24 protein-coding genes are annotated in these 24,250 nt (G+C 68.2%); 6 read left to right on the top strand and 18 right to left on the bottom strand.

The genetic code is table 11. The features are described 5' to 3' along the window. Positions 1-141: 141 nt before the first annotated feature. From hpt to dacB, 4 genes are read right to left on the bottom strand one after another with little or no spacing between them, the layout of a single operon-like run. The gene (gene hpt, locus A7U43_RS06300) at positions 142-768 is read right to left on the bottom strand and encodes a hypoxanthine phosphoribosyltransferase (RefSeq protein ID WP_067992409.1); all 627 of its coding nucleotides are present in this window, start codon (positions 766-768) and stop codon (positions 142-144) included. Then, positions 731-1,687, bottom strand: coding sequence for a tRNA lysidine(34) synthetase TilS (gene tilS, locus A7U43_RS06295; RefSeq protein ID WP_067992406.1), 957 nt, complete (start codon positions 1,685-1,687; stop codon positions 731-733). Before tilS ends, hpt begins: the two co-directional genes overlap by 38 nt. Next, complete coding sequence (locus A7U43_RS06290; protein WP_068002022.1) at positions 1,666-2,718, bottom strand: zinc-dependent metalloprotease; 1,053 nt, start codon at positions 2,716-2,718, stop codon at positions 1,666-1,668. Before A7U43_RS06290 ends, tilS begins: the two co-directional genes overlap by 22 nt. Next, positions 2,715-4,091, bottom strand: coding sequence for a D-alanyl-D-alanine carboxypeptidase/D-alanyl-D-alanine endopeptidase (gene dacB / locus A7U43_RS06285; RefSeq protein ID WP_067992404.1), 1,377 nt, complete (start codon positions 4,089-4,091; stop codon positions 2,715-2,717). Before dacB ends, A7U43_RS06290 begins: the two co-directional genes overlap by 4 nt. A 66-nt stretch (positions 4,092-4,157) precedes the next feature. Here dacB and A7U43_RS06280 point away from each other — a divergent pair, with 66 nt between their 5' ends. The 3 genes from A7U43_RS06280 to A7U43_RS06270 all read left to right on the top strand — a co-directional run bounded on the left by A7U43_RS06280 (position 4,158) and on the right by A7U43_RS06270 (position 6,407). Then, positions 4,158-4,646 (top strand): inorganic diphosphatase, encoded by a 489-nt coding sequence (locus A7U43_RS06280; protein ID WP_067992401.1) that lies wholly within the window; start codon positions 4,158-4,160, stop codon positions 4,644-4,646. A gap of 70 nt (positions 4,647-4,716) precedes the next feature. Further along, positions 4,717-5,238, top strand: a complete 522-nt coding sequence (locus A7U43_RS06275; RefSeq protein ID WP_067992398.1) for a 2-oxo-4-hydroxy-4-carboxy-5-ureidoimidazoline decarboxylase — start codon at positions 4,717-4,719, stop codon at positions 5,236-5,238. A gap of 26 nt (positions 5,239-5,264) precedes the next feature. After that, positions 5,265-6,407, top strand: a complete 1,143-nt coding sequence (locus A7U43_RS06270; protein WP_068002019.1) for a serine hydrolase domain-containing protein — start codon at positions 5,265-5,267, stop codon at positions 6,405-6,407. On the opposite strand, the gene A7U43_RS06265 is transcribed toward A7U43_RS06270, so the two are convergent. The 9 genes from A7U43_RS06265 to A7U43_RS06225 all read right to left on the bottom strand — a co-directional run bounded on the left by A7U43_RS06265 (position 6,389) and on the right by A7U43_RS06225 (position 15,937). Continuing rightward, positions 6,389-7,390 (bottom strand): 2-hydroxyacid dehydrogenase, encoded by a 1,002-nt coding sequence (locus A7U43_RS06265; RefSeq protein WP_068002016.1) that lies wholly within the window; start codon positions 7,388-7,390, stop codon positions 6,389-6,391. The two genes, A7U43_RS06270 and A7U43_RS06265, sit on opposite strands and share 19 nt — an antisense overlap. Before the next feature lie 2 nt (positions 7,391-7,392). Further along, positions 7,393-8,751 carry a glucarate dehydratase gene (gene gudD / locus A7U43_RS06260; protein WP_067992395.1) on the bottom strand — a complete coding sequence of 453 codons (1,359 nt, stop codon included), beginning with the start codon at positions 8,749-8,751 and terminating at the stop codon, positions 7,393-7,395. Between the two features lie 97 nt (positions 8,752-8,848). Further along, a complete protein-coding gene (locus A7U43_RS06255; RefSeq protein WP_067992392.1) occupies positions 8,849-9,643 on the bottom strand; it encodes an IclR family transcriptional regulator in 795 nt (264 codons plus the stop codon). Further along, entirely contained in the window at positions 9,640-10,362 is a 723-nt protein-coding gene (locus A7U43_RS06250; RefSeq protein WP_418287683.1) for a TSUP family transporter, read from the bottom strand. Before A7U43_RS06250 ends, A7U43_RS06255 begins: the two co-directional genes overlap by 4 nt. 5 nt (positions 10,363-10,367) lie before the next feature. Beyond that, on the bottom strand, positions 10,368-11,378 hold the full coding sequence (locus A7U43_RS06245; RefSeq protein ID WP_067992388.1) for an ABC transporter ATP-binding protein: 1,011 nt from the start codon (positions 11,376-11,378) through the stop codon (positions 10,368-10,370). After that, positions 11,371-12,390, bottom strand: coding sequence for an ABC transporter ATP-binding protein (locus A7U43_RS06240; RefSeq protein WP_067992385.1), 1,020 nt, complete (start codon positions 12,388-12,390; stop codon positions 11,371-11,373). The genes A7U43_RS06245 and A7U43_RS06240 overlap by 8 nt, the downstream gene beginning before the upstream one ends. Continuing rightward, entirely contained in the window at positions 12,391-13,371 is a 981-nt protein-coding gene (locus tag A7U43_RS06235) for an ABC transporter permease (protein ID WP_067992382.1), read from the bottom strand. It abuts the gene before it with no gap. A gap of 44 nt (positions 13,372-13,415) precedes the next feature. Beyond that, the gene (locus A7U43_RS06230; protein WP_067992378.1) at positions 13,416-14,345 is read right to left on the bottom strand and encodes an ABC transporter permease; all 930 of its coding nucleotides are present in this window, start codon (positions 14,343-14,345) and stop codon (positions 13,416-13,418) included. Positions 14,346-14,365: 20 nt separating this feature from the next. Next, positions 14,366-15,937: an ABC transporter substrate-binding protein gene (locus A7U43_RS06225; protein ID WP_067992375.1), complete on the bottom strand. Its 1,572-nt coding sequence runs from the start codon at positions 15,935-15,937 to the stop codon at positions 14,366-14,368. A gap of 363 nt (positions 15,938-16,300) precedes the next feature. On the opposite strand from A7U43_RS06225, the gene A7U43_RS06220 reads away from it, so the two are divergent. Further along, complete coding sequence (locus A7U43_RS06220) at positions 16,301-17,269, top strand: 2-hydroxyacid dehydrogenase (protein ID WP_067992372.1); 969 nt, start codon at positions 16,301-16,303, stop codon at positions 17,267-17,269. Here the strand turns inward: A7U43_RS06220 and A7U43_RS06215 are convergent. Further along, positions 17,266-18,192, bottom strand: a complete 927-nt coding sequence (locus A7U43_RS06215; RefSeq protein ID WP_067992368.1) for a LysR family transcriptional regulator — start codon at positions 18,190-18,192, stop codon at positions 17,266-17,268. The genes A7U43_RS06220 and A7U43_RS06215 overlap by 4 nt on opposite strands. 53 nt (positions 18,193-18,245) lie before the next feature. Beyond that, positions 18,246-19,205, bottom strand: a complete 960-nt coding sequence (locus A7U43_RS06210; RefSeq protein ID WP_067992365.1) for an oxygenase MpaB family protein — start codon at positions 19,203-19,205, stop codon at positions 18,246-18,248. A gap of 81 nt (positions 19,206-19,286) precedes the next feature. Between A7U43_RS06210 and A7U43_RS06205 the strand changes: the two genes are divergently transcribed. Then, on the top strand, positions 19,287-19,931 hold the full coding sequence (locus tag A7U43_RS06205) for a TetR/AcrR family transcriptional regulator (RefSeq protein ID WP_067992362.1): 645 nt from the start codon (positions 19,287-19,289) through the stop codon (positions 19,929-19,931). Between the two features lie 61 nt (positions 19,932-19,992). Continuing rightward, positions 19,993-21,492: an alkaline phosphatase D family protein gene (locus A7U43_RS06200; protein WP_067992360.1), complete on the top strand. Its 1,500-nt coding sequence runs from the start codon at positions 19,993-19,995 to the stop codon at positions 21,490-21,492. Here the strand turns inward: A7U43_RS06200 and A7U43_RS06195 are convergent. The 3 genes from A7U43_RS06195 to A7U43_RS06185 are packed head-to-tail and all read right to left on the bottom strand — an operon-like array spanning position 21,485 to position 24,234. Beyond that, entirely contained in the window at positions 21,485-21,955 is a 471-nt protein-coding gene (locus A7U43_RS06195) for a PNPOx family protein (RefSeq protein WP_067992355.1), read from the bottom strand. The two genes, A7U43_RS06200 and A7U43_RS06195, sit on opposite strands and share 8 nt — an antisense overlap. A 59-nt stretch (positions 21,956-22,014) precedes the next feature. Beyond that, entirely contained in the window at positions 22,015-23,301 is a 1,287-nt protein-coding gene (locus tag A7U43_RS06190) for a glucarate dehydratase family protein (RefSeq protein WP_067992352.1), read from the bottom strand. A gap of 3 nt (positions 23,302-23,304) precedes the next feature. Then, on the bottom strand, positions 23,305-24,234 hold the full coding sequence (locus tag A7U43_RS06185) for a 5-dehydro-4-deoxyglucarate dehydratase (RefSeq protein WP_067992350.1): 930 nt from the start codon (positions 24,232-24,234) through the stop codon (positions 23,305-23,307). Positions 24,235-24,250 lie beyond the last annotated feature (16 nt).

The raw sequence follows: 24,250 nt of genomic DNA, 5'->3' as shown, positions 1-24,250 counted from the left end.
ATACCGGAAGCTCTATGTTTCGAACATATGTTCGATGTTACGCCGCCAAACCGGGCCGCGCAAGAGCGATGACGCCGAAAATCGGCCACGATGCGGCGCCGGGCGATCGTTCCCGAAACCCGTTCCACGCGTTACGCAGACCTAGGGGTTTTCGTACACCTTGGGTTCCAGCGTGCCGATATAGGGCAAGTCGCGGTAGCGCTCCGCGTAGTCCAGGCCGTAACCGACGACGAACTCGTTGGGGATGTCGAAGCCGACGTACTCGATTTCCACATCGGCGCGTACCGCGTCGGGTTTACGCAGCAGCGTGCACACCTTCAGTGACCGTGGACGCCGGGTCGCGAGGTTGCGCAGCAGCCAGGACAACGTGAGACCGGAATCGACGATGTCCTCGACGATCAGCACATCCCGGTCGTTGATATCCCGGTCGAGGTCCTTGAGGATGCGCACCACACCGGAGGACGAGGTGGAGGATCCGTACGAGCTGACCGCCATGAACTCCAGCTGGGTGGGCACCGGGATGGCCCGGGCCAGATCGGTGACGAACAGGACCGCACCCTTGAGCACGGTGATCAACAGCAGATCCTGATCGGGCCCGCCGTCACGGAAGTCCGCGGCGATCTGGCCGGCCAGTTCGGCGGTCTTGGCTTTGATCTGGTCCTCGGACAGCAAGACCGACTTGATGTCGCCCGGATACAACTCCGCAGTCACCGTCACAGCGTAGCCGGGATCAGATGACCGGCTGACGGTAGAGCACCAGAGCGCCATCGCGGCGGGCCGCGAACAGACGCTGCCTGGGCAGCTTGCTCGGCACCGCGACCCCGCCCTGGCCGCGCCACGCCGTGACCAGAACGTCGACCGACCGGATCTGGGAGTCGCTGAGATCGCAGGCTCCCCCGGACAGCAGCCAGCTCCGGATGACGCGCCGGCGCACCGCGGCGGACAATCCGTGCAGGTCCGCCAACGGCAGCGGCCCCTCGTGGGGTCCGATCTCGGCGGCCGCGGCATCGAGCGCCTCGGTGTCCTCGCGCAGCGCGGCGGCGGTGCGCGCCAGCGCCTCGGCGACCCCGCCACCCAGCACCTCCTCCAACAGCGGCAGCACCTCGGTGCGCAGCCGGACCCGGGTGAAGCGCGGGTCGATGTTGTGCGGGTCCTGCCACGGCGTCAGACCCAATTCCGCGCAGGCCGCGGCCGTCGCCTCCCGGCGCACACCGAGCAGCGGGCGGCACCAGGGCGCGTCATAGGCCCGCATCCCGGCCAGCGAGCGGGCCCCAGAACCCCTGCCCAGCCCCAGCAGCACAGTCTCGGCCTGATCGTCGAGGGTGTGCGCCAACAGCACCGGTGCGCCGTCCCGGGCGCTTTGCAGTGCCGCGTGGCGAGCCGTACGGGCGGCCGCCTCCGGCCCTCCGACTGTGCCCACATCGACGCGAAGTACCTGTGCGTCAACACATCCCAGCGCGATGGCCTGAGCGCGGGCCCATTCGGCGATGTCCGCCGAACCGGCCTGCAGGCCATGGTCCACAATCAGCGCCGTGGTGGGGCGCAACGGGGCGGCCACCGCCGTCATGGCCAGCGAGTCCGCACCCCCGGACAGTCCCACGCACCACGGCCCGCCGTCTTCGAGATGGGCGTCCGCGAACGCCACCACCGCCGCGCGCAGCTGCGCTACAGGACCCGATCGATCCATCGCTGCGGTTCTTCGATCTCCGATGGCAGCGGCAGGGTTTCGGCGTCGGTCCAGATGGCGTTGAAGCGCTCCATCCCGACCCGGGCCACCACCTCGTCGACGAACACCTTGCCCCGGGTGTATTGGTTGAGTTTGGCGTCGAAGCCCAGCAGAGTGCGGATGATGCGCTGCAGCGGTGGCTGTTTGCGCTGCCGGCGCTCGTCGAAGCGGCGCCGGATGGTCGCGACCGTCGGCACCACCGCGGGCCCGACGGCGTCCATCACGTGCTCGGCATGCCCCTCCAGCAGGGTGCCGAGCACCAGCAGCCGGTCCAAGGCTCGGCGTTGCGGCTCGGTCTGTACGGCGCGCAGCAGACCGAGCACACCGGCGGAGTTGGCATCCACCGGTGTACCGCCGCGTTGCGCGCGGACATATTCGGCGAGCCTGCCGATGACGTCACCGGCCTGCTCGCCGCCGTCGTCGGTGAGCACCGCCAGCGATGACGACATGTGTTCGGCCAGCCAGGGATTGGCGCGGAACTGCACCCGGTGTGTCACCTCGTGCAGGCACACCCAGAGCCGGAAATCGGCGGGTTTGACCCGCAATTGCCGTTCCACCGCAATGACATTCGGGTACACGAGCAGCAGTTCACCCTGGTCGGGTCCGAAGGGGTCGTACTGCCCGAGAATCCCCGAGGAGATGAAGGCCAGCACGGCACCGGTCTGGGCTCCGGTCACCTTGGCGGTCAACGCGCCGACGGGGCCCTTGCCGGCGGCCTCGGCAGCGCCGGTCATCACCCGCATCGACCGGGTCGCCGCGCGCACCCATTGCGGTCGGTCGATCACCCGCGCGTCCGGGACCTCGGCCCCCTCGTTCAGGTGGGTCACCTCGCGCACCGGCAGTTCCGCGGTGCGCGCCGAGTCGTGCAGCTGGGCGATCACCTGATCGCGGGTGTAGTCGGTGGTGGCCGGTCCCGGCCTGCTCAGCTTGGCGCCGACATCTGCGGCGAAGGACCAGTCGACCGCACCGCCGATATCGGAACGATCCGTCATCCGCCGCACCCGCAGGACCGCAGTTTGGCGGCCAGCGCGTCCAGCGACGTCCGCCCGGTCGGCCCGGCATTGTTGGAGATCAACGCGAAGGTCAGCACCCGGCCGCTGGCATCGGTGACGATGCCCGCCAGCGAATTGGTGCCGGTCAGCGATCCCGTCTTGGCGCGCAGCCAGCCTGCCGAGGCGCGGCCCTCGTCGGTGTCGAGGTAGCGGTTGGACAGGGTGCCGCTCCCGCCGGCGATGGGCAGCAGGTCGACCAGTGGACGCAGCTGCGGCTGCTCCTCGCCGACCGCCGCGGCGATGACACCGTCCAGGGTCAGCGCGGTGAGCCGGTTGTCCACCGACAGCCCGCTGGAATCCAGCAGGGTGGCGTTCGCGGTGTCCACACCGGCCCCGCGCAGCTGGCCGAGCACCGCCTGTACGGCCCCGTCGAAACTGCGCGGGCGGTTCAGCGCGGCGGCCACCTCGCGTCCGATCGACTCGGCCATCACATTGTCGGAGTCGTTCATCATCTGGCGCAGCCGTTCGATGAGCGGGGGCGACTGCACCGAGGCGAGTTCTTCGGCGTCCGGTTCGATCGATGTCACCGTGACGCCCGCCGGGTCCACACCCAGCGCGGTGGCCAGCGCCCGGCCCGCGTCCAGACCCGGTGTCCGCGATCGCCGCGACTCCGGCGAGACCGGCTGGGTCCGGCCTCCGTCGAGCATCACCGATTCCATGGGGGCGATATCGCCGCCGTCGATGTCCAGCGGGTCCCAGCCGGGCGCCATCGTGGGCCCGCTGTAGGCACCGAGGTCCACCTGTACCGCGGTGACCCGGGTGCCACGTTCACGCACCTGCGCGGCCAGGTCGCTGATCCGGGCGGCGCCCTTGTACCAGGTGCGTTCGTCATCGGCAGCGGCCGACAGGGTCGGGTCCCCGCCCCCGTGCAGCACCACCACCCCGGGTCGGTCACCGGCCACCACCCGGGTGGTCAGCGTCGCATCACGGTCCAGCGTCAGCAGCGCGGCCGCGGTGGTGAGCACCTTGTTCGTCGACGCCGGCTGCATCGGGATGTCCTCGCCCTGCTCCCACAGCTCGGTTCCGTCGACGGCGTCGGTCACCCGGCCGGTCAGCGCGCCCAGATTCGGGTCGGCCAGCGCGGGGGCGAGCGTGGCGGCCAGACCTTTCGGGGTGGGTTCTGTGGTGGCTTCGTCGAGCGGGCGAACCGCCGGTGCGGCCGCCACCGCGGCGGGCTGCTCGGGCAACGCCTTGTTCGCCGCGGTACGGGTCGAGGTGACGACCGCCGCGACCCCCACCACGGCGGCGACGAGCACCAGTACCACCAGGCCGATCACCAGGTGGGTGGATCGGCGCCATCTCCCGGGCCGCATAACGTGCAGCGTATCGCTCCTCTAGGGTGGACCCGCCAGACCAAGCCAGCCGAAGGAGCAACGCCGGTGTCGTTCGACGTCGTCATCGAGATCCCCAAGGGTTCGCGCAATAAGTACGAAGTGGACCACGAGACCGGTCGCGTGAAGCTGGACCGCTACCTCTACACGTCCTTCGGCTACCCGGCCGACTATGGCTTCTTCGCCGACACCCTCGGCGAGGACGGCGATCCGCTGGACGCGCTGGTGCTGCTGCCGGAGTCGGTGTTCCCGGGCTGCATCGTCGAGGCCCGCCCGGTCGCGATGTTCAAGATGACCGACGAGGCCGGCGGCGACGACAAGCTGCTCTGTGTGCCCGCCGGCGACCCGCGCTGGGATCACATCCAGGACCTCGCCGACGTGCCGCCGTTCGAGCTGGAAGCCATCAAGCACTTCTTCGTGCACTACAAGGATCTGGAGCCGGGCAAGTTCGTCAAGGCCGCGGACTGGGCCGGCCGCGAAGAGGCCGAGGCCGAGCTGGCGCGTTCGGTGGAACGGTTCAAGGCCGGCGGGCACTGACCAGCGGTGATTTAGCACCGCTGTAACAAGCGGTAACCCGGGCGTGTCCTGGCCCTTCGATCATGGATGCGTGCTACTGCATCAAGGAATCGGCCTCGACGTGTTCAACACGTTGCCCGAACGCAAGGCGGTGCACGCCCTCTACGAGTGCTGTAACAGCTATGCGATGGCTCGTGACCTGGCCAGGGGGCGCCCATACGCCGACCATGAGACGCTGTTCCGCCGCGCCGACGCGCTGTTGTTCGAACTGCCCGAGGCCGCCATCGACCAGATTCTGGACACCTGCCCGGATGTCGGACGCCGGCCGCGCAGCCCCAGGTCGCATGCCGAGCAGTGCGCGGTCTGGGATGACGACGCCGCAACCATGACAGCACTGAGTGCCGCGTCGCGCGGCTATGTCGACCGCTACGGTTTCCCGTTCGTGATGTACGTCGACGGGCACTGCGCCGCCGACGTGCTGGCCGCACTGTCCGACCGGATGCACCATGACGCCGAGATGGAGCGCAAGGTGCTGCGCAACGAGCTGGCCAAGATCGGCCGCAGCCGACTGGAGCGGATGCTGGGCCCCGAAGGCGGATACCACAACTGGTAGCCCCGGCCCGGCGCATGATGTCGGGCATGGGAAACGTCGAGGGACACTTCACACCGCAGTTCGCTGCGCTCGCGCACGCGCTGGGCCGAGCCATCGCCGATGGCGAGGAGTGCGGTGCCGCCATCGCCATCGATATCGGCGGTGAGCTCGTCGTGGACATCTGGGGCGGGTATGCCGACGCCGCCCGGACCCGGCCCTGGACGGCAGACACCATCGTCAACGTGTGGTCCTCGACCAAGAACATCACCGCTCTGGCCGCCCTGATGCTCATCGACCGTGGGCTGATCGAGGCGCACACCCCGGTGGCGCAGGTGTGGCCGGAGTTCGGGGCCGCCGGCAAGGAGCACATCGAATTCCGGCATCTGCTCACCCACTCCTCGGGTGTGTCCGGGTGGGAGCAACCGGTGACGCCCGAGGACATCCTGGACTGGGACCGTTCCACCGCCATGCTCGCCGCGCAGACGCCGTGGTGGGAACCGGGTACGGCCACCGGGTACCACGCGCTGACCCACGGCCATCTGATCGGGGAGGTCCTGCGCCGGGTCACCGGCCAGTCGTTGAAGCGGTTCGTCGCCGAGGAGATCGCCGGACCGCTCGGCGCCGACTTCCAGATCGGCGCCCGACCCGAGGATGACGAGCGCATCGCCGAGATCATCGCTCCCGCGGACCCGTTCGAGGGGATTCCGCCGATGGACCAGTGGACCGAGCAGATGCTCAAGACCTTCACCGGCCCGGCGCCGGACCCGCTGGTCGCCAACTCCGCGGCGTGGCGGGCGGCCGATATCGGCGCCGCCAACGGTCACACCAACGCCCGGGCCCTGACCAAGATCCTGTCGGCGATCTCGTTGGGCGGCAACGTCGATGGGGTACAGCTACTCAGGCCGGAGACCGTCGAGCGGATCTTCGACCCCCAGATCGAGGGGCCCGATCTGGTGCTGGCCGGCCACCGACTGCGGATGGGACTCGGCTATGGGTTACCGAGCCCGGCCATCGGCTACATCCCGGACGGCAAGATCTGCTTCTGGGGCGGCTGGGGCGGGTCCTGGGAGTCGATGAACCCGGACCGGCGCACCACCATCTCCTATGTGATGAACAAGATGGGCCCCGGTATCGAGGGTTCGGCACGGACCGATCGCTATTTCCGGCTGATCTACGACGCGCTCGGGTGAACGCTGCTTGGACGAACAATATTGTGCAGCGGCTCATTTCGGAAGAGTCGGCCGATGTTGGCGGCGATATCGTCGGTTCTGCCCTCGAAGGTGTCGGCGGTGACCCCCGAGGCGTGCGGGGTCATCAACACGTTCGGCAGCTCGGCGAACGGCAACGCACTCGGCGCACACACCGCGGCGGGACCATTCGGAGCGTCGGGGTACCGGTACCAGACGTCGATGGCGGCCGCCCCGAGGCGACCGGTCAACAGCGCGTCATAGAGCGCGTTCTCGTCGACCAGCGGGCCTCGCCCCACATTGATCAGGACACCGTCGGGTCCCAGTGCGCCGAGCTGATGACGACCGATCATGCCGGTGGTCTCGCGGGTCAACGGCGCCGAGACCACCAGCACATCCGACTCGCCGGCGAGGTCGTCGAGCCGGGACGCATCACCGGCCCATGACAGGCCCGCACCGTCGCGCACCCGCCCCGATCCGGTCACGGCGGCCCCCTGGCAGCCCAAGGTGCTCAACAGCTTCCACGCCTGTTGACCGATATGGCCGAACCCGACGAACCCGATCCGGGCTCCGTGCAGGGTGGGCGGCTGGACGATGGTGTCGTCATACACCGAGCTGGCCCACACGCCGGTGCGCAGCGCGCGGTCCTGGTGCAGGAATCCACGGCGCAGCATGATGGCGGCGGCCATGACGAATTCGGCGATGGAACGCTCGTGGTGAAAGGTGTTGGCCACCACAACATCGGCACCCAGCGCCTCGAACGCGACCCGGTCGGTTCCGGCGCCGGCCACATGGACCAGGCGCAATTTTTCTGCGGCGGCTGCCATCGGGGCGGTGAACCGGCCCCCGACGAAGACTTCGGCCTCGCGCAACCGGTCCAGACTCACGTCGGCACCGGACCACACCGTCTTGACACCCGGCGGCAGGGCCGCCTCCAGTCGACGACGGTGCGGGACCAGGTTGCGGTCGGCGACGAGGACCTTCATCGTCACGGGTTGCGTTGCAGGCAGGGGCGTTTGCTGTCGAAGCTCCAGCCCGGGATCAGATACTGCATGGCGACGGCGTCGTCGCGGGCGCCGAGCCCCTCGGCCAGGTACAGCTCATGCGCGGCCGCCACCCGGTCCTCGTCGAGTTCGATGCCCAGGCCCGGCGCTGCGGGTACGTCCAGATAGCCGTCCACGATGCGGTAGGGCTCCTTGGTGATGCGCTGGCCGTCCTGCCAGATCCAGTGCGTGTCGATGGCGGTGATCTCGCCGGGCGCCGCGGCGGCCACCTGGGTGAACATGGCCAGCGATACGTCGAAGTGGTTGTTGGAGTGCGATCCCCAGGTCAGCCCCCAGGCGTCGCACAGTTGGGCGACACGCACCGAGCCGCTCATGGTCCAGAAGTGCGGATCGGCCAGCGGGATGTCGACGGCACCGCAGCGGATGGCATGTCCCAGCTCGCGCCAGTCGGTGGCGATCATGTTGGTGGCGGTCGGCAAGCCGGTGGCTCGTTTGAATTCGGCCATCACCTCGCGTCCGGAGAAACCGCCCTCGGGTCCCACTGGGTCCTCGGCGTAGGCCAGCACCCCGGTGAGTTCCCGGCAGGTGGTGACGGCGTCGCGCAGCAGCCATCCCCCGTTGGGGTCCAAGGTGATCCGGGCGTCCGGGAACCGGTCGGCCAGCGCGATGACCGCCTTGGCTTCGTCGGCGGCCGGCAGCACCCCGCCCTTGAGCTTGAAGTCGCGGAAGCCGTAGCGCTCACGGGCGGCCTCGGCGAGGCGCACCACCGCTTCCGGCGTCAGCGCCTCGTGGTGGCGGATCCGCAGCCAGTCGTCGGCGTCGGCGTTCTCGTCGGCCGGGCCGCGGTACGCCAGATCGGTGCGGTTGCGATCACCGACGAAGAACAGATATCCCAGGGCCTGCACCCGGTCCCGCTGCTGACCGTCACCGAGCAGTGCGGCCACCGATACTCCCAGGTGTTGACCGAGCAGATCCAGCAGGGCGGACTCGACGGCGGTCACCGCATGCACGGTGACGCGCAGGTCGAAGGTCTGCGCGCCACGCCCACCGGAGTCCCGATCGGCGAAGGTACGCCGGATATCGGCGAGCACCGCGTGGTAGGCGCCGATACCGCGTCCCACGACGAGGCTGCGGGCGTCCTCCAGCGTGGTCTGGATGGCTGCGCCGCCGGGTACCTCTCCGACGCCTGTATTGCCGTCGGAGTCGGACAGGATCACCAGGTTCCGGGTGAAGAAGGGGCCATGTGCGCCACTGAGATTCAGCAGCATGCTGTCGTGGCCGGCGATGGGGACGACCCGCATCTCGGTGACGATGGGACCCCGGCTGAGAGTCTGCGCGCTCATACCCGCCAGCCTAAGTTTGCCCGTTGATACAAGTCCAACACTGTTATGGCATCAATTGATGCAAGTCCGACATGGCCGAGCTGGCCGGACGCGCCCATCAGGCGAACCACTTGTCACCGTTGGCGACCGGCCGCAACACCCGGCTGACCTTGTCCCCGACCGCGCACAACGCCGCGATGAGCTCCCGCTCGCGTTCAGCGGTCAGCCGCGACACCGGCACCGAGGCGCTGATGGCGTCCTGCGCGGGCCAGATGTAGCGCAGCGCCACCGCAAAACATCTCAGCCCCGTGGTGTTCTCCTCGTCGTCGGCCGCGTAGCCACGGACGCGGGCGTTCTCCAGCGCTTCGTCGAGCGCATCGGGGCAGGTGAGGGTGCGCGGTGTCAGCGCCACCAGATCCTGGGGCAGGTGGCTGCGCCGCTCGGCACCCACCCGTTCGGCCAGCAGCGCCTTGCCGAGTGCGGTGGCATAGGCGGGCAGTCGCCGACCGACCCGGTTGGTCACCCGCCGGTACTGCGGGGACTCCCGGGTGGCCAGATAGACGATATCGGTGCCATCGAGTCGTCCCAGATGAAACGTCTCGTCCCAGTCGGTGCGCAGGTCGTCGAGAAACGGTGTGATCATCGGCAGGTACGGGTCGCCGTCGAGATAGCTGGTGCCCACCAGCAGGGCCCGGACTCCGATCCCGTAGAGCGTGCCGGTCTCATCGGTGCGCACCCAACCCTGGCCGATCAGGGTGCGCAGCAACGCATGTGCGCTGCTGCGCGGCATGCCCAGCGCCTCGCTGATCTCACGGATACGGGCCGGCTTGTCGTGGCGGGCGGCGAGGTACTCCAGCAACGCGACGGTGCGCACGGCCGACTTGACGCCGGCACGCGCAGTGGATTCGGTCATAGCAGACCCGTCTGTTGGATGATGAGCACCACCGCGCCGATCAGGGAGACCGTGATGGCCGTCCACCGCTGCCGCTGCGGGTTGAGTAGCCGATTGACGTAGCGGGACAGGACATAGCCCAGCACCGCGGCCGGGACCAGCGCACCGAACATGGCCACGGTGTGCCGGTCCACGGCGCCGGTGAGGGCCAGCATGGCGATCGACATCAGCGAGCCGATGAGGAAGAAGCTGCTCATGGTGGCGCGCAGCTGCGGGCCCGCGCTGCGCTGCCATACCAGCGCCATCGGCGGACCACCGATCGACGTCGCGGTGCCAAGCACTCCGGAGGTCGCCCCGGCCAACACCAGATTGCGCCGTCGCGGTACCGGTACCCACCCCATCCCGGTCACCGCGACTCCCCCGAGCACCACCGTCGCGATCAGGATCGCGAGCGCATGTTCGGGAATCGCGGCCAGCAGCAGTGCCCCGGCGACGGTGCCCGGTATCCGTCCGAGCAGTGCCCACCCAGTACCTGCCATGTCGATCGCGGTGCGCTCCTTGATGACGACCATCAGGGTGAGCAGGGTCGCCAACATGATCAACGTGCCCGGCACCAGGCCGGGATCCACCACGGCGACGACGGGTGCGGCGAGCATGCCCATGCCGAATCCGATGGACCCCTGCAGGCAGGACGCGAACAGGACCGCCACCACGATGACCGCGATCCCCATGCCGCCCAGCTCGTTCACGCGTGCGACAGCGCCGACTGCTGCTCGTCGATCCGGGGGTGGTGGCACTCGGCGACATGTCCGGGCACCAGCACATCCAGTGACAGCGGCGGACGCTGCTCGGCGCAGATTTCCGTTGCCGCCGCGCACCTGGTGCGGAACCGGCAACCCGACGGCGGGTTCAACGGTGAGGGCACCTCACCTTTGAGCAGGATCCGCTCACCGCGCTGGCTGTCGCGCAGTTTCGGGGCCGCCGACATCAGTGCCGCGGTGTAGTGATGCGACGCGCGGTCGAAAACGGGCTCGGTGGGACCATTCTCGATGATCCGGCCCAGATACATGACGGCCACCCGGTCGGCGACGTGGCGCACCACCGACAGGTCGTGCGAGATGAAGACGTAGGAGATCTTCAGTTCCCGCTGCAGATCGTTGAGCAGATTGAGCACCTGGGCCTGCACCGAGAGGTCCAGCGCCGACACCGGTTCGTCGCAGATGATGACCTCGGGATCGAGCGCGAGCGCCCGCGCGATCCCGATGCGCTGGCGCTGACCGCCGGAGAACTCCTGCGGGTACTTGCCGAAGGCCTTGGCGCCCAAGCCGACCAGATCCAGCAGACCGCGAACCCGCATGTCCCGATCCGCGCGGGAGCCGTGCAGCGTCTTGTGGGTGCGCCACGGCTCGGCAATGATCTCGGCCGCGGTCATCCGGGAGTTCAGCGAGGCGTACGGATCCTGGAACACCATCTGCACCCGACGGCGGAACGTCAGCAGGTCCTTACCCTTGAGCCCGAACGGATCGATACCGTCGAAGGTGACCGATCCGGAGTCCGGGCGCTCCAGCATCATCAGAGTGCGGGCCAGCGTCGACTTGCCGCACCCGGATTCGCCGACCAGACCCAACGTCTCACCGCGGGCCAGGTCCAGGTTGATCCCGTCGAGGGCGCGCAACGTCTTACCGCCGGACACCCGGAACGACTTCGTCAGGTCACGGACCGACAGCACCTGGTCGGCGTGCTGGTGCTCAGACATCGCTGACCTCCCCGGGAAAATGGCAGGCAGACTTGCGTCGGCTGCCGACGTCCTGCAGACCCGGGCGGGTGCTGCGGCAGATATCGCGGACCAGTGGGCAGCGGTCCTGGTAGACGCAGCCTGCCGGGATCGAGTGCAGATCCGGCGGGGAGCCTCCGATGGACTTCAGCTCGGCGCCGCGCACGGCGTCCACGGGCACCGAATCCAGCAGGCCCTTGGTGTAGGGGTGCTTCGGATCGCCGAAAACTTCGGTAACCGAGCCGGTTTCGACAATGCTCCCGGCGTACATCACCGCAACCCGGTCCGCCTCCTCGGCGACCAGGGCGAGGTCGTGGGTGATCAGCACGACCGCCATGTCGTATTCCGTGCGCAGGCTCTTGAGCAGGGCCATGATCTGCGCCTGCACCGTGACATCCAGCGCCGTGGTCGGCTCGTCGGCGATCAGCACCTTCGGATTCAGCGCGACGGCCATCGCGATGAGCAGGCGCTGCCGCATGCCGCCGGAGAACTGGTGCGGATAGGCCTTCATCCGCTCTTCGGGTTGCGGGATACCCACGCGCGTCATGAGGTCCATGGCCCGACGCTTGGCTTCCTTGGCTTTCAATCCGTGGTGGATGCGAAACGGCTCGGCGAGCTGGGTGCCGACGGTGTAGAGCGGGTTCAGCGCCGTCAGTGCGTCCTGAAACACGATCGCCAGTTCGGGGCCGGCCATCGCGCGGCGCTTTTTGCGGTCCGCGGTGATCAGATCGGTGTCACCGATGCGCGCCGATCCGTCGACCACCTGGGCGACCGGTTCCAGCAGGCCGACCAGCGCGGTGGCGGTCATCGACTTGCCGCAGCCGGATTCGCCGAGCAGTGCCAGCGTCTCACCGCTGCGGGCGGCGAAGGTGACGTGGTCGACGGCGCGAACGGTACCGGCGATGGTGCGGATGTCCACGGTGAGATCCTGCACCCGCAAGGCCGGATCGGCGTCGGTCTGGTCCACGGGCGGGTGTTCGGCGACAGCAGTCATCTACAGGGCCTTTCCGGTCTTGGCGAAGCGGGACAGTCGCTTTTGCGGGACGGTGAGTCGCCACCGCTGGGCGGGATCGGTGGCGATGCGTGCCCAAGCCGCCAGGATGGTGGCCGACACGGTGGTGATGACGATGGCCAGTCCCGGCAGGAAGGACAGCCACCACGCGGTGTGCAGGTAGGTGCGGCCCTGGGCGACCATCAGGCCCCAGCTGACGTCCGGGGGCTGAATCCCGATGCCCAGGAAGCTCAATGAGCTCTCGGCCAGCATCACATAGCAGAAGTCCAGGGTGGCCACCGTCAGCAGCGTCGGCAGCACGATCGGCAACACGTGCCGGGTGATGATCGAGGTGCCACTGGCGCCGAAGGTGCGCGCAGCATCGACGAACACCCGGGTGGCGAGTTCAGCGGACTCGGCACGGGCGGTGCGCAGGTACACCGGGATACGCGTGATTGCCAGCACCACAACAATATTGGCCGCACTTGGCGAGAACACGTAGAGGACCACCACGGCGAGCAGCAGCGACGGGAAGCTCATGATCACGTCGGCGACCCGCATCGCGAGGGTCTCGCGCCACCCCCGGTAGTAGCCGGCCCACATGCCGATGACGGAGCCGATGACCGCCGAGATCACCACCGCGGGAATCGCCACCGACAGGGTGGTCTGGCAGGCGACGACGAGGCGGGCCAGCATGCTGCGCCCCAGCGGATCGGTGCCCAGCACGTTGGCCCAGCCGTGCGCCAGGGTGAACGGCGCCTGGTTGGAGTTGTCCAGGTCGATATCGGTGGCCAGGTCACCCACCAGCATCGGGCCGAACAGCGCGGTCAGTGCGACCACCCCGAGAACGGTGGCCGCCACCGCCGCCACACGGTCGTTGACCAGCATGCGGAACCAGACCGAGCGGCCCGACGCCTTGCGCCCCACCGGCTCGCTGACGATGGCGGTGGTGGGCTTGACCGGCACCAGATCGAGTTGAGTCATCGTGTACTTCTCCCTTGGGGCGAGCGCAGCGGCGGGGGGATCATCTAGACCTTCGCGGGTTCGCGGACGCGTGCGTCGAGCAGCGCGTAACAGGCGTCGATGGCGATGTTGAGGATGAAGATGCTGACGGCGGTGAGCAGCACTGCTGCCTGCAGCACCGCAAAGTCGCGTTGCAGGATGGCGTCGATCATCAGCTTGCCGATACCGGGCCAGCCGAAGATGGCCTCCACCACCACCGCACCGTTGATCAGGCCGACGGCCAGATCACCGGCGACGGTCAGCGCGGGGGCGGCGGCGTTACGCAACGCGTGGTGGGTGACGACCCGAAAATCGCTGGCGCCCTTGCTACGTGCCAGTCGGACATAGGGTGCCGACAGCGCCGAGACCATGGCGCCGCGCACCACCTGGGTCAGCACACCGAGTGGACGGATCATCAAGGTGGCGATCGGCAGGATCCAGGACAGCATGCCGGCGTCGGTACCGGAGGTGGGCAGCCAGCCCATCAGCACCGAGAACAGCCAGACTCCGGTGATGGCGAACCAGAAATCCGGGATCGATGCCGCGGTCATGGACAGCAGGCTGGAGAACCGGTCGGCCAGCGAGTTGGGCCGGTAAGCCGCCCAGCAGCCGACGATCACGGCGCCGAGGATGGCCAGTGCCATGGTGACGAAGGCCAGTTGCAGCGTGGCCGGGAAGGCTCGCAGGGCCATCTCGGCCGCGGATTCACCGGTACGCAGCGAGGTTCCGAAGTCGAGGTGGATGATCCCCTTGAAGTAGTCGAAGAGCTGCACGATCAGCGGGTCGTTGAAGCCATTCGCAGCGGCGAAGGCCTCACGTTGATCGGCGGTCGCCGACTCCGGTAGGTAGAGATTGGTGGGGTCACCGGTGAGCCGGGCGAGCAGGAACACGCCAAGCAGCACGATGACCAATGGTATTGCGCTGGTGTACATCCGGCGCCGAACGAAGGAGAACATCGGGTTGGCCCTTCTGGCTGTCAGGACTGGTCGGTGCGGTCGGATGAGGCCGGCGTCATCGTGGCCAGCAACATTTCGTCGCCGGTCGCCGGATTCGGTGTGTAGTCCACGCGAGGGGACTTGCCGAGGATGCCCCGCATGTGGGCGATATAGGCGAACTGCAGGATCTTCTCCGGTTCGTCGGCGAAGATCTGGGCGTACGCCTGTTGGCGCTGCTCTCCGGTGAGACGACCGGCCGCGGCGATCTGCTCATCGAAAGCAGTTGTGCCGAAGGCACTCTGGGCACCGTCCGAGCGCATGTACTGATCCACGGAGAAGGCGGCGTCCCCGGCCTGGTTGCCGTGCTGGATCAACGCGAGGAACGGGCCGGCATTGGCCGGGAACGGCTGCAACTGGTACTCCAACTGAGCTGCGGTGTCCATCATCTCGATCTTGACGTTGAGGCCGGCCTCGGCCAGTTCACTCTGGATCACCTCGACCGTCTCGGTGACACCGGGGAATTGGCTGTTACGCCCGATCAGTCGGATCTGGCGGTCCACCGGGACACCGTCGGCGCGCGCCTCCTCGACGAGCCGGCGGGCTTTATCCGGGTCGTGCGGCCACAACGGCAGCTCAGCGTTGAAGCCGACGACGCCTTCCGGGATCAACTGTGCCGCAGGCTCACCGAGCCCACGGAAGAGGGCCTTGACGATGCCGGTGCGGTTGACCGAGTAGTTGATGGCCTGTCGGATCCGCATGTCGTCCAGCGGTGCCTCGGTGCCGGTGATGCGCAGCGCCGTGGTCTCGTTGTTCTGGAAAGGCACACCGAGATCTCCGGCACCGTCCTCAGGACCCAGGCCGACTGCGATGTCCACCTCATCGTTGGTGAGCATCGCGGCGCGCACACTTCCCTCGCTGCGCCACTTGTATTCGGCACGCCCGAAGGCGGGCGGTGCTCCCCAGTAGGCGGGGTTGCGCGCCAGGGTGAGTTTCTGGCCGTAATCCCACCGCTCGATCGCGTATGGCCCGGTACCGATCGGCTCACGGACCTTCTCGGTCATGCTGGTGGTGCGCGGCACCATCTCCACGAAGGAGATCCGCAGCGGCAGAATCGGATCCGGCTCGGTGGTACCGATGACGACGGTGTGCTCATCGGGTGTCTGCAGCGCGAGCACCTCATCGCCGAAGACGTAACCGTCGACATTGCACTGCAGGTCGGAGTTGACCGCACGATCGATCGAGAACGCGGCGTCCGCGGAGGTGAACGGTGCGCCGTCGGAGAAGGTCACACCGTCGCGCAGCGTGAAGGTCCACTCGTTGGCGGACGTCTGCTCCCACCCGGTGGCCAGTAGGGGCAGCAGTTCGCCGGTAGTGGAATCGCGCTCGGCCAGTGGCTCGGTGATGTTGGAGCGGGTCACGATGCCGGTGGAGGTCAGCGAAGCCTCGCACGGCTCCAAGGTGGGCGGTTCCTGGGGAAGCACGATCCGCAGGGTGTCGGGGTCATACCCGCCGCTGCCGGTATTGGCCACGGTGCACCCCGCCGCCAACACGGCGGTGCCGGTGAGAAGAGCGAGCCGGCGCAGCGACGTTCGGGCTGGCACTGTCGGGGCCATCGGACCTCCAGATCAGGATGTGGGCTGTGCGACATGCGGTGGCCGTCGGCGATGCCGTGGTGATGTCTACGTATGTGGACGTCGGCTGTGACGGTAGACACACGGTAGGAGCGGCTCGCGAGCAGCGTCAACCGCCCGAAATGCGTCGCCGAGAGGTTCCACAGGCACGTCCGGGCCCGCGCCCGACTCCCCCAAAATGCCGCTGAACTGCGGGTACACCGCACCCGCCGGAGCTTTGATACCCGCGACCGGCGTGCAAATGCCTAGTCATGCCGGTTCTGCATTAACCCATGCTAATTCCGTGTTGGACAGGTATCCGCAGGTCTCCCTACCGTACGTAGTGAGAGCAGCGAAGGAGCAGTCATGCCCAGTTCAGCCAACGTCCTGCAGGTCGGCCCCCTCAAGCCGTCCCTGGCCGAGACCCTGCGGACCCGCTACGGCGCGCAGACCCTCCCCACGGACGCCGCGGCGCGTGCCGAGTTCCTCGCCGGGCCCGGCGCCGATATCACCGCCGTCGTCACCTCGGGTCGTACCGGCGTCGACGCCGCGCTGATGGCCGCGCTGCCGCGCCTGGGCGCGGTGGTGAATTTCGGCGTGGGCTACGACACCACCGATATGGATGCTGCTGCACTTCGGGGCGTCGGGGTGAGTAATACCCCCGACGTCCTGACCGACTGCGTCGCCGACACCGCGGTGGGCCTGTTGATCGACACCATGCGCCGGTTCTCCGCGGCCGACCGCTACGTGCGCACCGGCCAGTGGTCGGGCGGCGGCACCTATCCGCTGACCCGCCAGGTGAGCAACAGCCGGGTCGGCATCATCGGTCTGGGCCGTATCGGCAGCGCGATCGCTAAGCGGCTCAACGCATTCGGCTGCACCGTCAGTTACCACAACCGTCGTGAGGTCACCGACTCTCCGTACACCTACGTGGGCTCGGCGGCCGAACTCGCGCAGCGTGTCGACGTGTTGGTGATCGCCGCGGCCGGCGGAGATGCCACCAGCAAGCTGGTCGACGCCACGGTGCTCGACGCGCTCGGCGCGGACGGTTACCTGATCAACATCGCCCGCGGCAGCGTCGTCGACGAGGCGGCCTTGGTGGCTGCGCTCCGTGCGGGCCGCCTGGCCGGGGCCGGACTCGACGTGTTCGCCGACGAGCCCCATGTCCCGGCCGAATTGCTGACGATGGACAACGTGGTGCTGCTCCCGCATATCGGCAGCGGCACCGTGCAGACCCGCGCGGCGATGGAGGAGCTCACCCTGCGCAATCTCGACGAGTTCCTGTCCAGCGGACGGCTGGTCACCCCGGTACTCCAGCCGGGAGCACGCGTCTAGCCGATCACCTCGTCGACCAGGTCGTCGGTGGTCCATTCGCGGGCCGGCAGCACATCGCGTAGCAATCGCAACAGTGCCGGGTTGGTGCTGTCGCCACGCCAGCACGCGTCGAGTTCGACCGGGCGCTCCCGGAACGCACCGATCGAGCGGAACACCACGCCCTCGGGGTGCAGGGTGGCCGCCGAGGCCGGTACCAGCGCGATCCCGATCCCGGACCGCACCAGCACCAGCATGGTGTGCACCTGGGTGACGAACTGGACGTACCGCGGGGTCGCCCCGGCGATGGTGAATGTGCTGATCAACAATTCGTTGAAATAGCGCGCCTGCACCGGGGAGTACATCACGAAGTCCTGGCCGTCGAGATCGTTGAGGGTGAGCTGACGCGCCTGGCCGGTCAACGGGTGCCCGGCGGGCAGAGCCGCCACCAACTGTTCGTGCAACAGCGGGCGGGACACGATCCCCGGGCGTTTCAACGGCGGGCGCGCCATACCCAGATCGATCTCCCCGCTCATCAGGGCCTCGATCTGTACCGATGAAACCATCTCGCGCAGTTCGAGTTTCACATCGGGAAGGGTGTTGCGGGTCTGCTCGAGCAGACGCGGCAGCACCGCGTGCGCGGAAGCTGCGGTGAACCCGACCACCACGGTGCCCAGATCACCCGCGGGTACCCGCCGCACGGTGAGCGCCGCGCTCTCGGCCAGTGCCACGATGCGCCGCGCATCGGGCAGGAAAGCCACCCCTGCCGGGGTCAGAGTGACCGAGCGCGTGGTGCGGTCGATGAGTTGGACGCCGAGTTCGGTTTCCAGCTGCTGGATCTGACGGCTCAGCGGCGGCTGGGTCATGTGCAGTCGCTCGGCCGCGCGGCCGAAATGCAGTTCCTCGGCGACGGCGATGAAGCAGGACAGCCGGGCCAGTGAGAACATCCATGCACTCCTCGTATCACCGCGCCGCTGCGGGGCGTCAGCAGTGCATCAGTCTAGCTCGCTGCGGACGCGAAGGACTCCAACTCGTACGTGCGATGGAAGGCGCGCAACTGTTCATAGCGGTACCGGTTGTAGGCCATCGGTTCCAGCAGTGCCCATTTCGGCAACCACCGCCGCGCCGCCCGGATCCCGGCCCGGTAACAGGCGAACTCGACCCGCTTGCCCGAATTCCAGGTGCTGCCCAGCAATTCCATCATCTTCGGGTGGGTGGTGGATTCGGCGCAGATCCGGGCGGGCCGGGCCAGCACCGGGACGGCCAGCCGCCAAGCCGGCGCGACGATCCGGTGCAGCCACGGCGGGCCGAACAGCGTCGGCACCGGTGGGGCGGAGAACTGAGCGGCGGCCCACAACAAGAACGGGTTCGACGCGAGTTCGGTCGCGGCGACCTCGTCGTAGTACGCCTGCATCTCGGCCACCGTCGGTGGCACCTCGGCGGCCGAGCTCGGCAGCCCGATATCGGCCATCGCGCAGACGGTTCGGTACACGACCTCGCGCTGCTCGGCGTTGAGTTCCGCGCCGTAGATGGCGACATAGCCGGCGTAGAAGATGTTCAGCGAGGTGGTACCGACCCATTTCCACAGCTTCGGGTCCAGTGCGCTGTACCGCTCGCCCTCGAAGTCGCCCTTGCCCACACCGTGCACCGCGCCGTGCTTGGATTTCAGGCGTTCCTGGGTGGCGTGCCGGTCGGCATCGTCGGCGAATGCGAGCGGGCCGTTCCACAGATAGCTGTTCAGGCCTCGGTCGGTGAAGTTCGTCGCGAAGCGCCCGCTGGCGTCGACGGCGGCGGCGACCTTGCGATAGGCCACCTGGTCCAGCGCCAGCCGCCCGAACAGCGCGAACGCCAATGGCGTCCCCATCCACCAGCGCACGTCGGCGGCCAGCTCGTGATGTGGTTGCCCCGGCTCCCACGGTTTCGGCGTTGCGGTGTCGATTTCGATTGCGGCTCCGGACATCTGCTCCCCACCTCAAAACAGGAAACGACTGTGTGCAGATTTAGGAAACCAGCACCCTGGGCGCTGTGTCAAGATGGTCCGATGGTCACCCGGCGGTATGGAGGGCAGACCGCGGATGACCGGGTCGCCGAACGACGCGCCCGACTGCTCGCCGCCGGGTTGGAATTGATGGGCACCCGGGGTATCGCGGGCACCACGGTGCGCGGCGTCACCGAAGCCTCGGGGGTGGCGGCCCGCTACTTCTACGAGAGCTTTCCCGATATCGAGTCGCTGCATCTGGCGGTTTACGACATGGTTGTCGAGGAGAGCGCGCGGCGCTCGGTGACCGCGCTGGCCGAGGCACCCGATGACGATCTCGCCAGGACCCGGGCGGTGCTCGCCGAGCTGGTGGACCTGATCCTCGCCGATCCACGCAAGGGCCGGATCCTGGTGCTGGAGGCCACCGCGTCCCCGGCGTTGGGCCGGCGCAGCCTGCAGGAGTCCAGCCGGTTCGCCGGGATGCTGGCGTCCACGGCATCCTCCGGCGATCCCGGCCTCCCGACCGATGATCTGCCCACCGACCTGCGGCTGGTCTCGCAGTTCCTGGTCGGCGGGGTGATCAGCACGATCGGCGCGGTGCTGCTCGGTGATGTCGAGGTCGAGCGGGAGCACCTCATCGAGGTTCTGGTGTCGCTGTTCGAGGCGGTGCGTGCGCCCGCCAGCACGCGACCACGAGATGACGGCTGACCGAGAGACACCGGATCACTGCGCGTCACCTGCGGGCAAGGTCGGCAGCTGACACTGCCCCGTGTCGACGAATCTCAGCCGCCGGGCGCTGTTGGGCGGAGCCCTGGCGGTCGCGGCGATCCCCCTGCTCGGATCCGGTCGCCCGCGCAGCGGCGACCCGTTCACCCTCGGGGTGGCCTCCGGTGACCCGGCTCCCGGCGGTGTGGTGATCTGGACCCGGTTGGCGCCCGCACCGCTGGCCGATGACGGCCGCGGAGGAATGCCCTGGCGAGCTGTCGATGTCGAGTGGGAGGTCGCCACCGACGACCGCTTCCACGGCATCGAGCAGCGCGGGATGGCGCTGGCCGCACCGGAATCGGCCCACGCCGTGCACGTCGAACTCACGGGTTTACGTCCGGGCAGCGAGTACTTCTACCGATTCCGTACCGGCGGCTACCTCTCGGCCACCGGGCGGACCCGGACGGCGCCCGCACCCGGCGCCTCGGGCGCCCTGACGATGTGTTTCGCGTCGTGTTCCAACTACGAGCAGGGCTGGTTCACCGGGTATCGGCGACTGGCCGAGGACGACCCGGATCTTGTTGTGCACCTAGGTGATTACCAGTACGAGGCCGTCGCCGGTGACCGCGCCGTGCGCCGGCACGCAGGCCCGGAAACGGTCACGCTGGCCCAGTACCGGCAGCGGTTCGCGCAGTACCGCACCGACCCCGATCTGCAGGCCGCGCACGCCGCGGCCCCGTGGTTGGTGGTCTTCGACGACCACGAACTGGACAACAACTGGGCCGCCTCGGTGCCCGAGGAGCCGCAGCCGGACTTCCCGGCACGCCGCGCCGCGGCCATGCAGGCCTATTACGAGAACATGCCGCTGCGGGCCTCGGCGCGTCCCCGGGGCGCCTCGATGCAGCTCTACCGGCGCGTGCAGTGGGGCGCGCTGGCGACCTTCCACATGCTCGACACCCGCCAGTACCGGACGGATCAGGCCTGCGGCGATGCGTATGGCGCCGACTGCCCGGAACTGAACTCCGCGGGGCGCACGCTCACCGGTCCGGAGCAGGAGCGCTGGCTGCTCGACGGCCTGCGGGGGTCGCGGGCCCGCTGGGACATCCTGGGCCAGCAGGTGTTCTTCGCGCCGCTGGACGTCCAGGCAGGCCCGCGCCGCGGCGCCAACGCCGATGCCTGGGACGGGTACGCGGCCTGCCGCAACCGGATCACCGCCGGGCTGGCCGGCGCGCGCAACCCGGTCGTGCTCACCGGCGATGTACACGCGCATTGGGCAGCGGAGATCAGTGACCCCCGATTGGGTCCGGTGGCAACGGAATTGGTGACGACGTCGATCTCGTCGGGCGGGGACGGCTCGGACTACCGTCCGGCTGTCGGCGCGCTCCTTGTGGAGAACCCGCATATCAAGTACTTCGGCGATCGCCGCGGCTACGTCCGCACCCGCATCACCGCCGACGAATTGCGGGCCGACTTCCGCACGTTGGCGTTCGTGACCCGCCCCGGCGCGCCGGCCCGGACGGACGCCACCTTCGTCATCGCCGACCGCGTCCCGGCCCTCACGTGAGCTTGATGGCCGCAATCTTAAGCCGGCGTGCGGATTCCTCCCACTGGTCCAGGGTGGGGTATGCCCCGTCGCGGAACGCCATCCCCATCTGCCGTTGCGCCTTCTTCGGGCTGTAGGACTTGGCGATCCGGTCGGCGATGTCGGCGACGGCGCCGGGTTCGGTGATCAGTTCGCCACGCATGGTGCGGGTTTTGCCGCGGTAGGACACCTGCGCGTCGGCGCCGTCGCGGAAGTTGTACTTCCACTGCGCCTCCAGCACGACATAGAGAGCACCGTCGAGGACGTGCGCGCTCACCGGTGTCGCATACCGCTTCCCGCTCTTGCGGCCGGTGAAGGCCACCAGCATGAAATCGCCGGCGAGCCCGCCGAGCGGGGTCTTGAGCGCGACCTTGAGCACCCGGTTGACGAGATCGAGCAGCGACTGTGGTGGGTGGGCGACGGCAACCGCCGGCTGGTCTTCCATCCACCCACCGTATCGGGCGAGCGAGGCGACGGGGAGAAGGACAGCAGAACAGACAGCGTCTACCAGCGTGGGCCGGCCAGTTCGAAGTCCGGATGCACGGACTGCATGTACCCGGTGTCATCCCGGTCGCGGATCCCGCAGCGCAGGTACTGCTCGTGCAGCGCGGCCAGTGCGTCCTCGTCGATCTCGACACCGAGACCGGATGTGGTGGGCACCGCGACGGCTCCGTCGACGAAGCGCAGCGCGCCGTCCGTGACCACGTCTTCGGTCTTCCACGGCCAGTGCGTGTCGCAGGCATAGGTGAGGTTGGGCGTTGCCCCGGCCAGGTGCACCATCGCCGCCAGGCTGATACCGAGGTGCGAGTTGGAGTGCATCGACAGGCCCAGCCCGAAGGTCTCACAGATTCCCGCCAGCAACCGGGAACGGTGCAGGCCGCCCCAGTAATGGTGGTCGGAGAGAACGACTTTCACCGAACCCTTCGCGACGGCGGGCGCCAGTTGATCGAACGCGACAACGCACATGTTGGTGGCCAGCGGCATCGGGGCCTGCTGGGCCACCTCGGCCATCGCGTCCAGGCCGGGTGTCGGATCCTCCAGGTATTGCAGAATTCCGGCCAGCCCCGAAGCCACCTTCACCGAGGTTTGCGGGGTCCACGCGGCGTTGGGGTCCAGCCGCAGCGGCATGCCGGGGAACGCCTCGGCCAGCGCCTCAATGGCCGCCATCTCCTCCTCGGGAGGGAACACCCCGCCCTTGAGTTTGATTGCGGTGAAGCCGTATTCGTCGATGATGCGGCGCGCCTGCGCCACCAGACCGGCCGGGTCCAGTGCCTCGCCGAAGCGATCGGGTTCCTGACCGGGATGGGCGGCCCACTTGTAGAACAGGTACGCACTGAACGGCACCGCGTCGCGGACCTTGCCGCCCAGCAGATCCGAGACGGGCCGACCGAGCCAGTGGCCCTGTATATCCAGGCATGCCACCTCGAACGGGGAGAGCACCTGATCCACGGCGCTCGCCGTGGTGATCATGCCGGCCGTGCCGACGGCGGCCGTATCAGATTTCAGGTCATCCGCCAACGCTACCGCGATGGTGGCCCGGATCGCGTTGAGCGCGAAGACATCCAAGCCGGTGATTGCTTCCGCGGCGGCGTTCAGGCGGGCGAGGTGACGGCTGTCGGCGTACGTCTCCCCCAGGCCCACCAGGCCGGCATCGGTGTCGAGCTGGATGATCGCGCGCAGCGCGTAGGGCTGGTGCACCCCGACCGTGTTGAGCAGCGGCGGATCGGCGAACGCGACCGGGGTGATGCGGGCTCCGGTGATCCGTATCGGCGTCGTCCTCTGCTCAACCATGGGTTAGACGGCCTCGCTCAGCGATGCGGCCAGCACGGCTCGACCCGCGGCGACGATCGTGCTCAGCTGAGCGAGATCGTCGGCGTGCGGCATCACCAGCGGCGGACGCACCGGCCCGGCCGGCACACCCTCCATCGTCACACCGGCCTTGACCAGCGAGACGGCGTAGCCGGGGACGGTGTCGCGCAGCTGTACCAGCGGGATGAAGAACGCGTTGAGCAGTGCGTTGGTCAGCTCGGTGTTACCCGACTCCAGGGAGTTGTAGAAGGCCAGGGCGAGGTCGGGAGCGAAGGCGAAGGTGGCCGATGAGTACAGCGGCACCCCGATGGCGCGGAACGCCAGCTGGGTGGTCTCCGCGGTGGGCAGCCCGTTGAAGAACAGGAAGTCAGGGTCGACCTGGGTGGTCACGGCCGCGACGATGCGGGCCACCTGATCGAAATTGCCGGTGCCGTCCTTGAACCCGATGACGTTTCCGATCTTGGCGACCGCGACCGCGGAGGCCTCGGTGAACTTTGCGTTGTTGCGGTTGTACACGATGACGGGCAGCTCGGTGGCCCCGGCGACCGCGGTGACGTAGTCGACCAGGCCCGGCTGCGGCACCTCCACCAGGTAGGGCGGCAGCAGCAACAGGCCGTCGGCGCCGGCTTCCTGCGCGGCGATCGCGAACCGTTTGGCCTGTGCCACCGAGCCACCCGCGCCCGCATACACCGGGACGCGGCCGGCGACCACCTTCACGGCCGTGTCGACGATCGCCCGGAATTCGTCCTCGTCGATGGCATGGAACTCGCCGGTGCCGCACGCGATGAAGATCCCACCGGGTCCGGCGTCGAGCCCCTTGCTCAGGTGCGCTGCCAGCGCGTCGAGGTCGACGGCACCGGCTTCGGTGAACGGGGTGACGGGGAAGAACAGAACGCCCTGGAAGTGGGGACGCATGAGCAGACCTTTCGGA

This window comes from Mycobacterium adipatum, from assembly GCF_001644575.1.
Taxonomy (GTDB): Bacteria; Actinomycetota; Actinomycetes; order Mycobacteriales; family Mycobacteriaceae; genus Mycobacterium; species Mycobacterium adipatum.
This window is presented reverse-complemented; position numbering and strand designations above follow the sequence as displayed.

Excerpts from the sequence above, each read along its gene's own strand:
- hpt (WP_067992409.1), bottom strand. The coding sequence starts at position 768 with ATGGCGCTCTGGTGCTCTACCGTCAGCCGGTCATCTGATCCCGGCTAC.
- tilS (WP_067992406.1), bottom strand. The coding sequence starts at position 1,687 with ATGGATCGATCGGGTCCTGTAGCGCAGCTGCGCGCGGCGGTGGTGGCG.
- A7U43_RS06290 (WP_068002022.1), bottom strand. The coding sequence starts at position 2,718 with ATGACGGATCGTTCCGATATCGGCGGTGCGGTCGACTGGTCCTTCGCC.
- dacB (WP_067992404.1), bottom strand. The coding sequence starts at position 4,091 with ATGCGGCCCGGGAGATGGCGCCGATCCACCCACCTGGTGATCGGCCTG.
- A7U43_RS06270 (WP_068002019.1), top strand. The coding sequence starts at position 5,265 with ATGGGAAACGTCGAGGGACACTTCACACCGCAGTTCGCTGCGCTCGCG.
- A7U43_RS06265 (WP_068002016.1), bottom strand. The coding sequence starts at position 7,390 with ATGAAGGTCCTCGTCGCCGACCGCAACCTGGTCCCGCACCGTCGTCGA.
- gudD (WP_067992395.1), bottom strand. The coding sequence starts at position 8,751 with ATGAGCGCGCAGACTCTCAGCCGGGGTCCCATCGTCACCGAGATGCGG.
- A7U43_RS06255 (WP_067992392.1), bottom strand. The coding sequence starts at position 9,643 with ATGACCGAATCCACTGCGCGTGCCGGCGTCAAGTCGGCCGTGCGCACC.
- A7U43_RS06245 (WP_067992388.1), bottom strand. The coding sequence starts at position 11,378 with ATGTCTGAGCACCAGCACGCCGACCAGGTGCTGTCGGTCCGTGACCTG.
- A7U43_RS06240 (WP_067992385.1), bottom strand. The coding sequence starts at position 12,390 with ATGACTGCTGTCGCCGAACACCCGCCCGTGGACCAGACCGACGCCGAT.
- A7U43_RS06235 (WP_067992382.1), bottom strand. The coding sequence starts at position 13,371 with ATGACTCAACTCGATCTGGTGCCGGTCAAGCCCACCACCGCCATCGTC.
- A7U43_RS06230 (WP_067992378.1), bottom strand. The coding sequence starts at position 14,345 with ATGTTCTCCTTCGTTCGGCGCCGGATGTACACCAGCGCAATACCATTG.
- A7U43_RS06225 (WP_067992375.1), bottom strand. The coding sequence starts at position 15,937 with ATGGCCCCGACAGTGCCAGCCCGAACGTCGCTGCGCCGGCTCGCTCTT.
- A7U43_RS06220 (WP_067992372.1), top strand. The coding sequence starts at position 16,301 with ATGCCCAGTTCAGCCAACGTCCTGCAGGTCGGCCCCCTCAAGCCGTCC.
- A7U43_RS06215 (WP_067992368.1), bottom strand. The coding sequence starts at position 18,192 with ATGTTCTCACTGGCCCGGCTGTCCTGCTTCATCGCCGTCGCCGAGGAA.
- A7U43_RS06210 (WP_067992365.1), bottom strand. The coding sequence starts at position 19,205 with ATGTCCGGAGCCGCAATCGAAATCGACACCGCAACGCCGAAACCGTGG.
- A7U43_RS06205 (WP_067992362.1), top strand. The coding sequence starts at position 19,287 with ATGGTCACCCGGCGGTATGGAGGGCAGACCGCGGATGACCGGGTCGCC.
- A7U43_RS06195 (WP_067992355.1), bottom strand. The coding sequence starts at position 21,955 with ATGGAAGACCAGCCGGCGGTTGCCGTCGCCCACCCACCACAGTCGCTG.
- A7U43_RS06190 (WP_067992352.1), bottom strand. The coding sequence starts at position 23,301 with ATGGTTGAGCAGAGGACGACGCCGATACGGATCACCGGAGCCCGCATC.
- A7U43_RS06185 (WP_067992350.1), bottom strand. The coding sequence starts at position 24,234 with ATGCGTCCCCACTTCCAGGGCGTTCTGTTCTTCCCCGTCACCCCGTTC.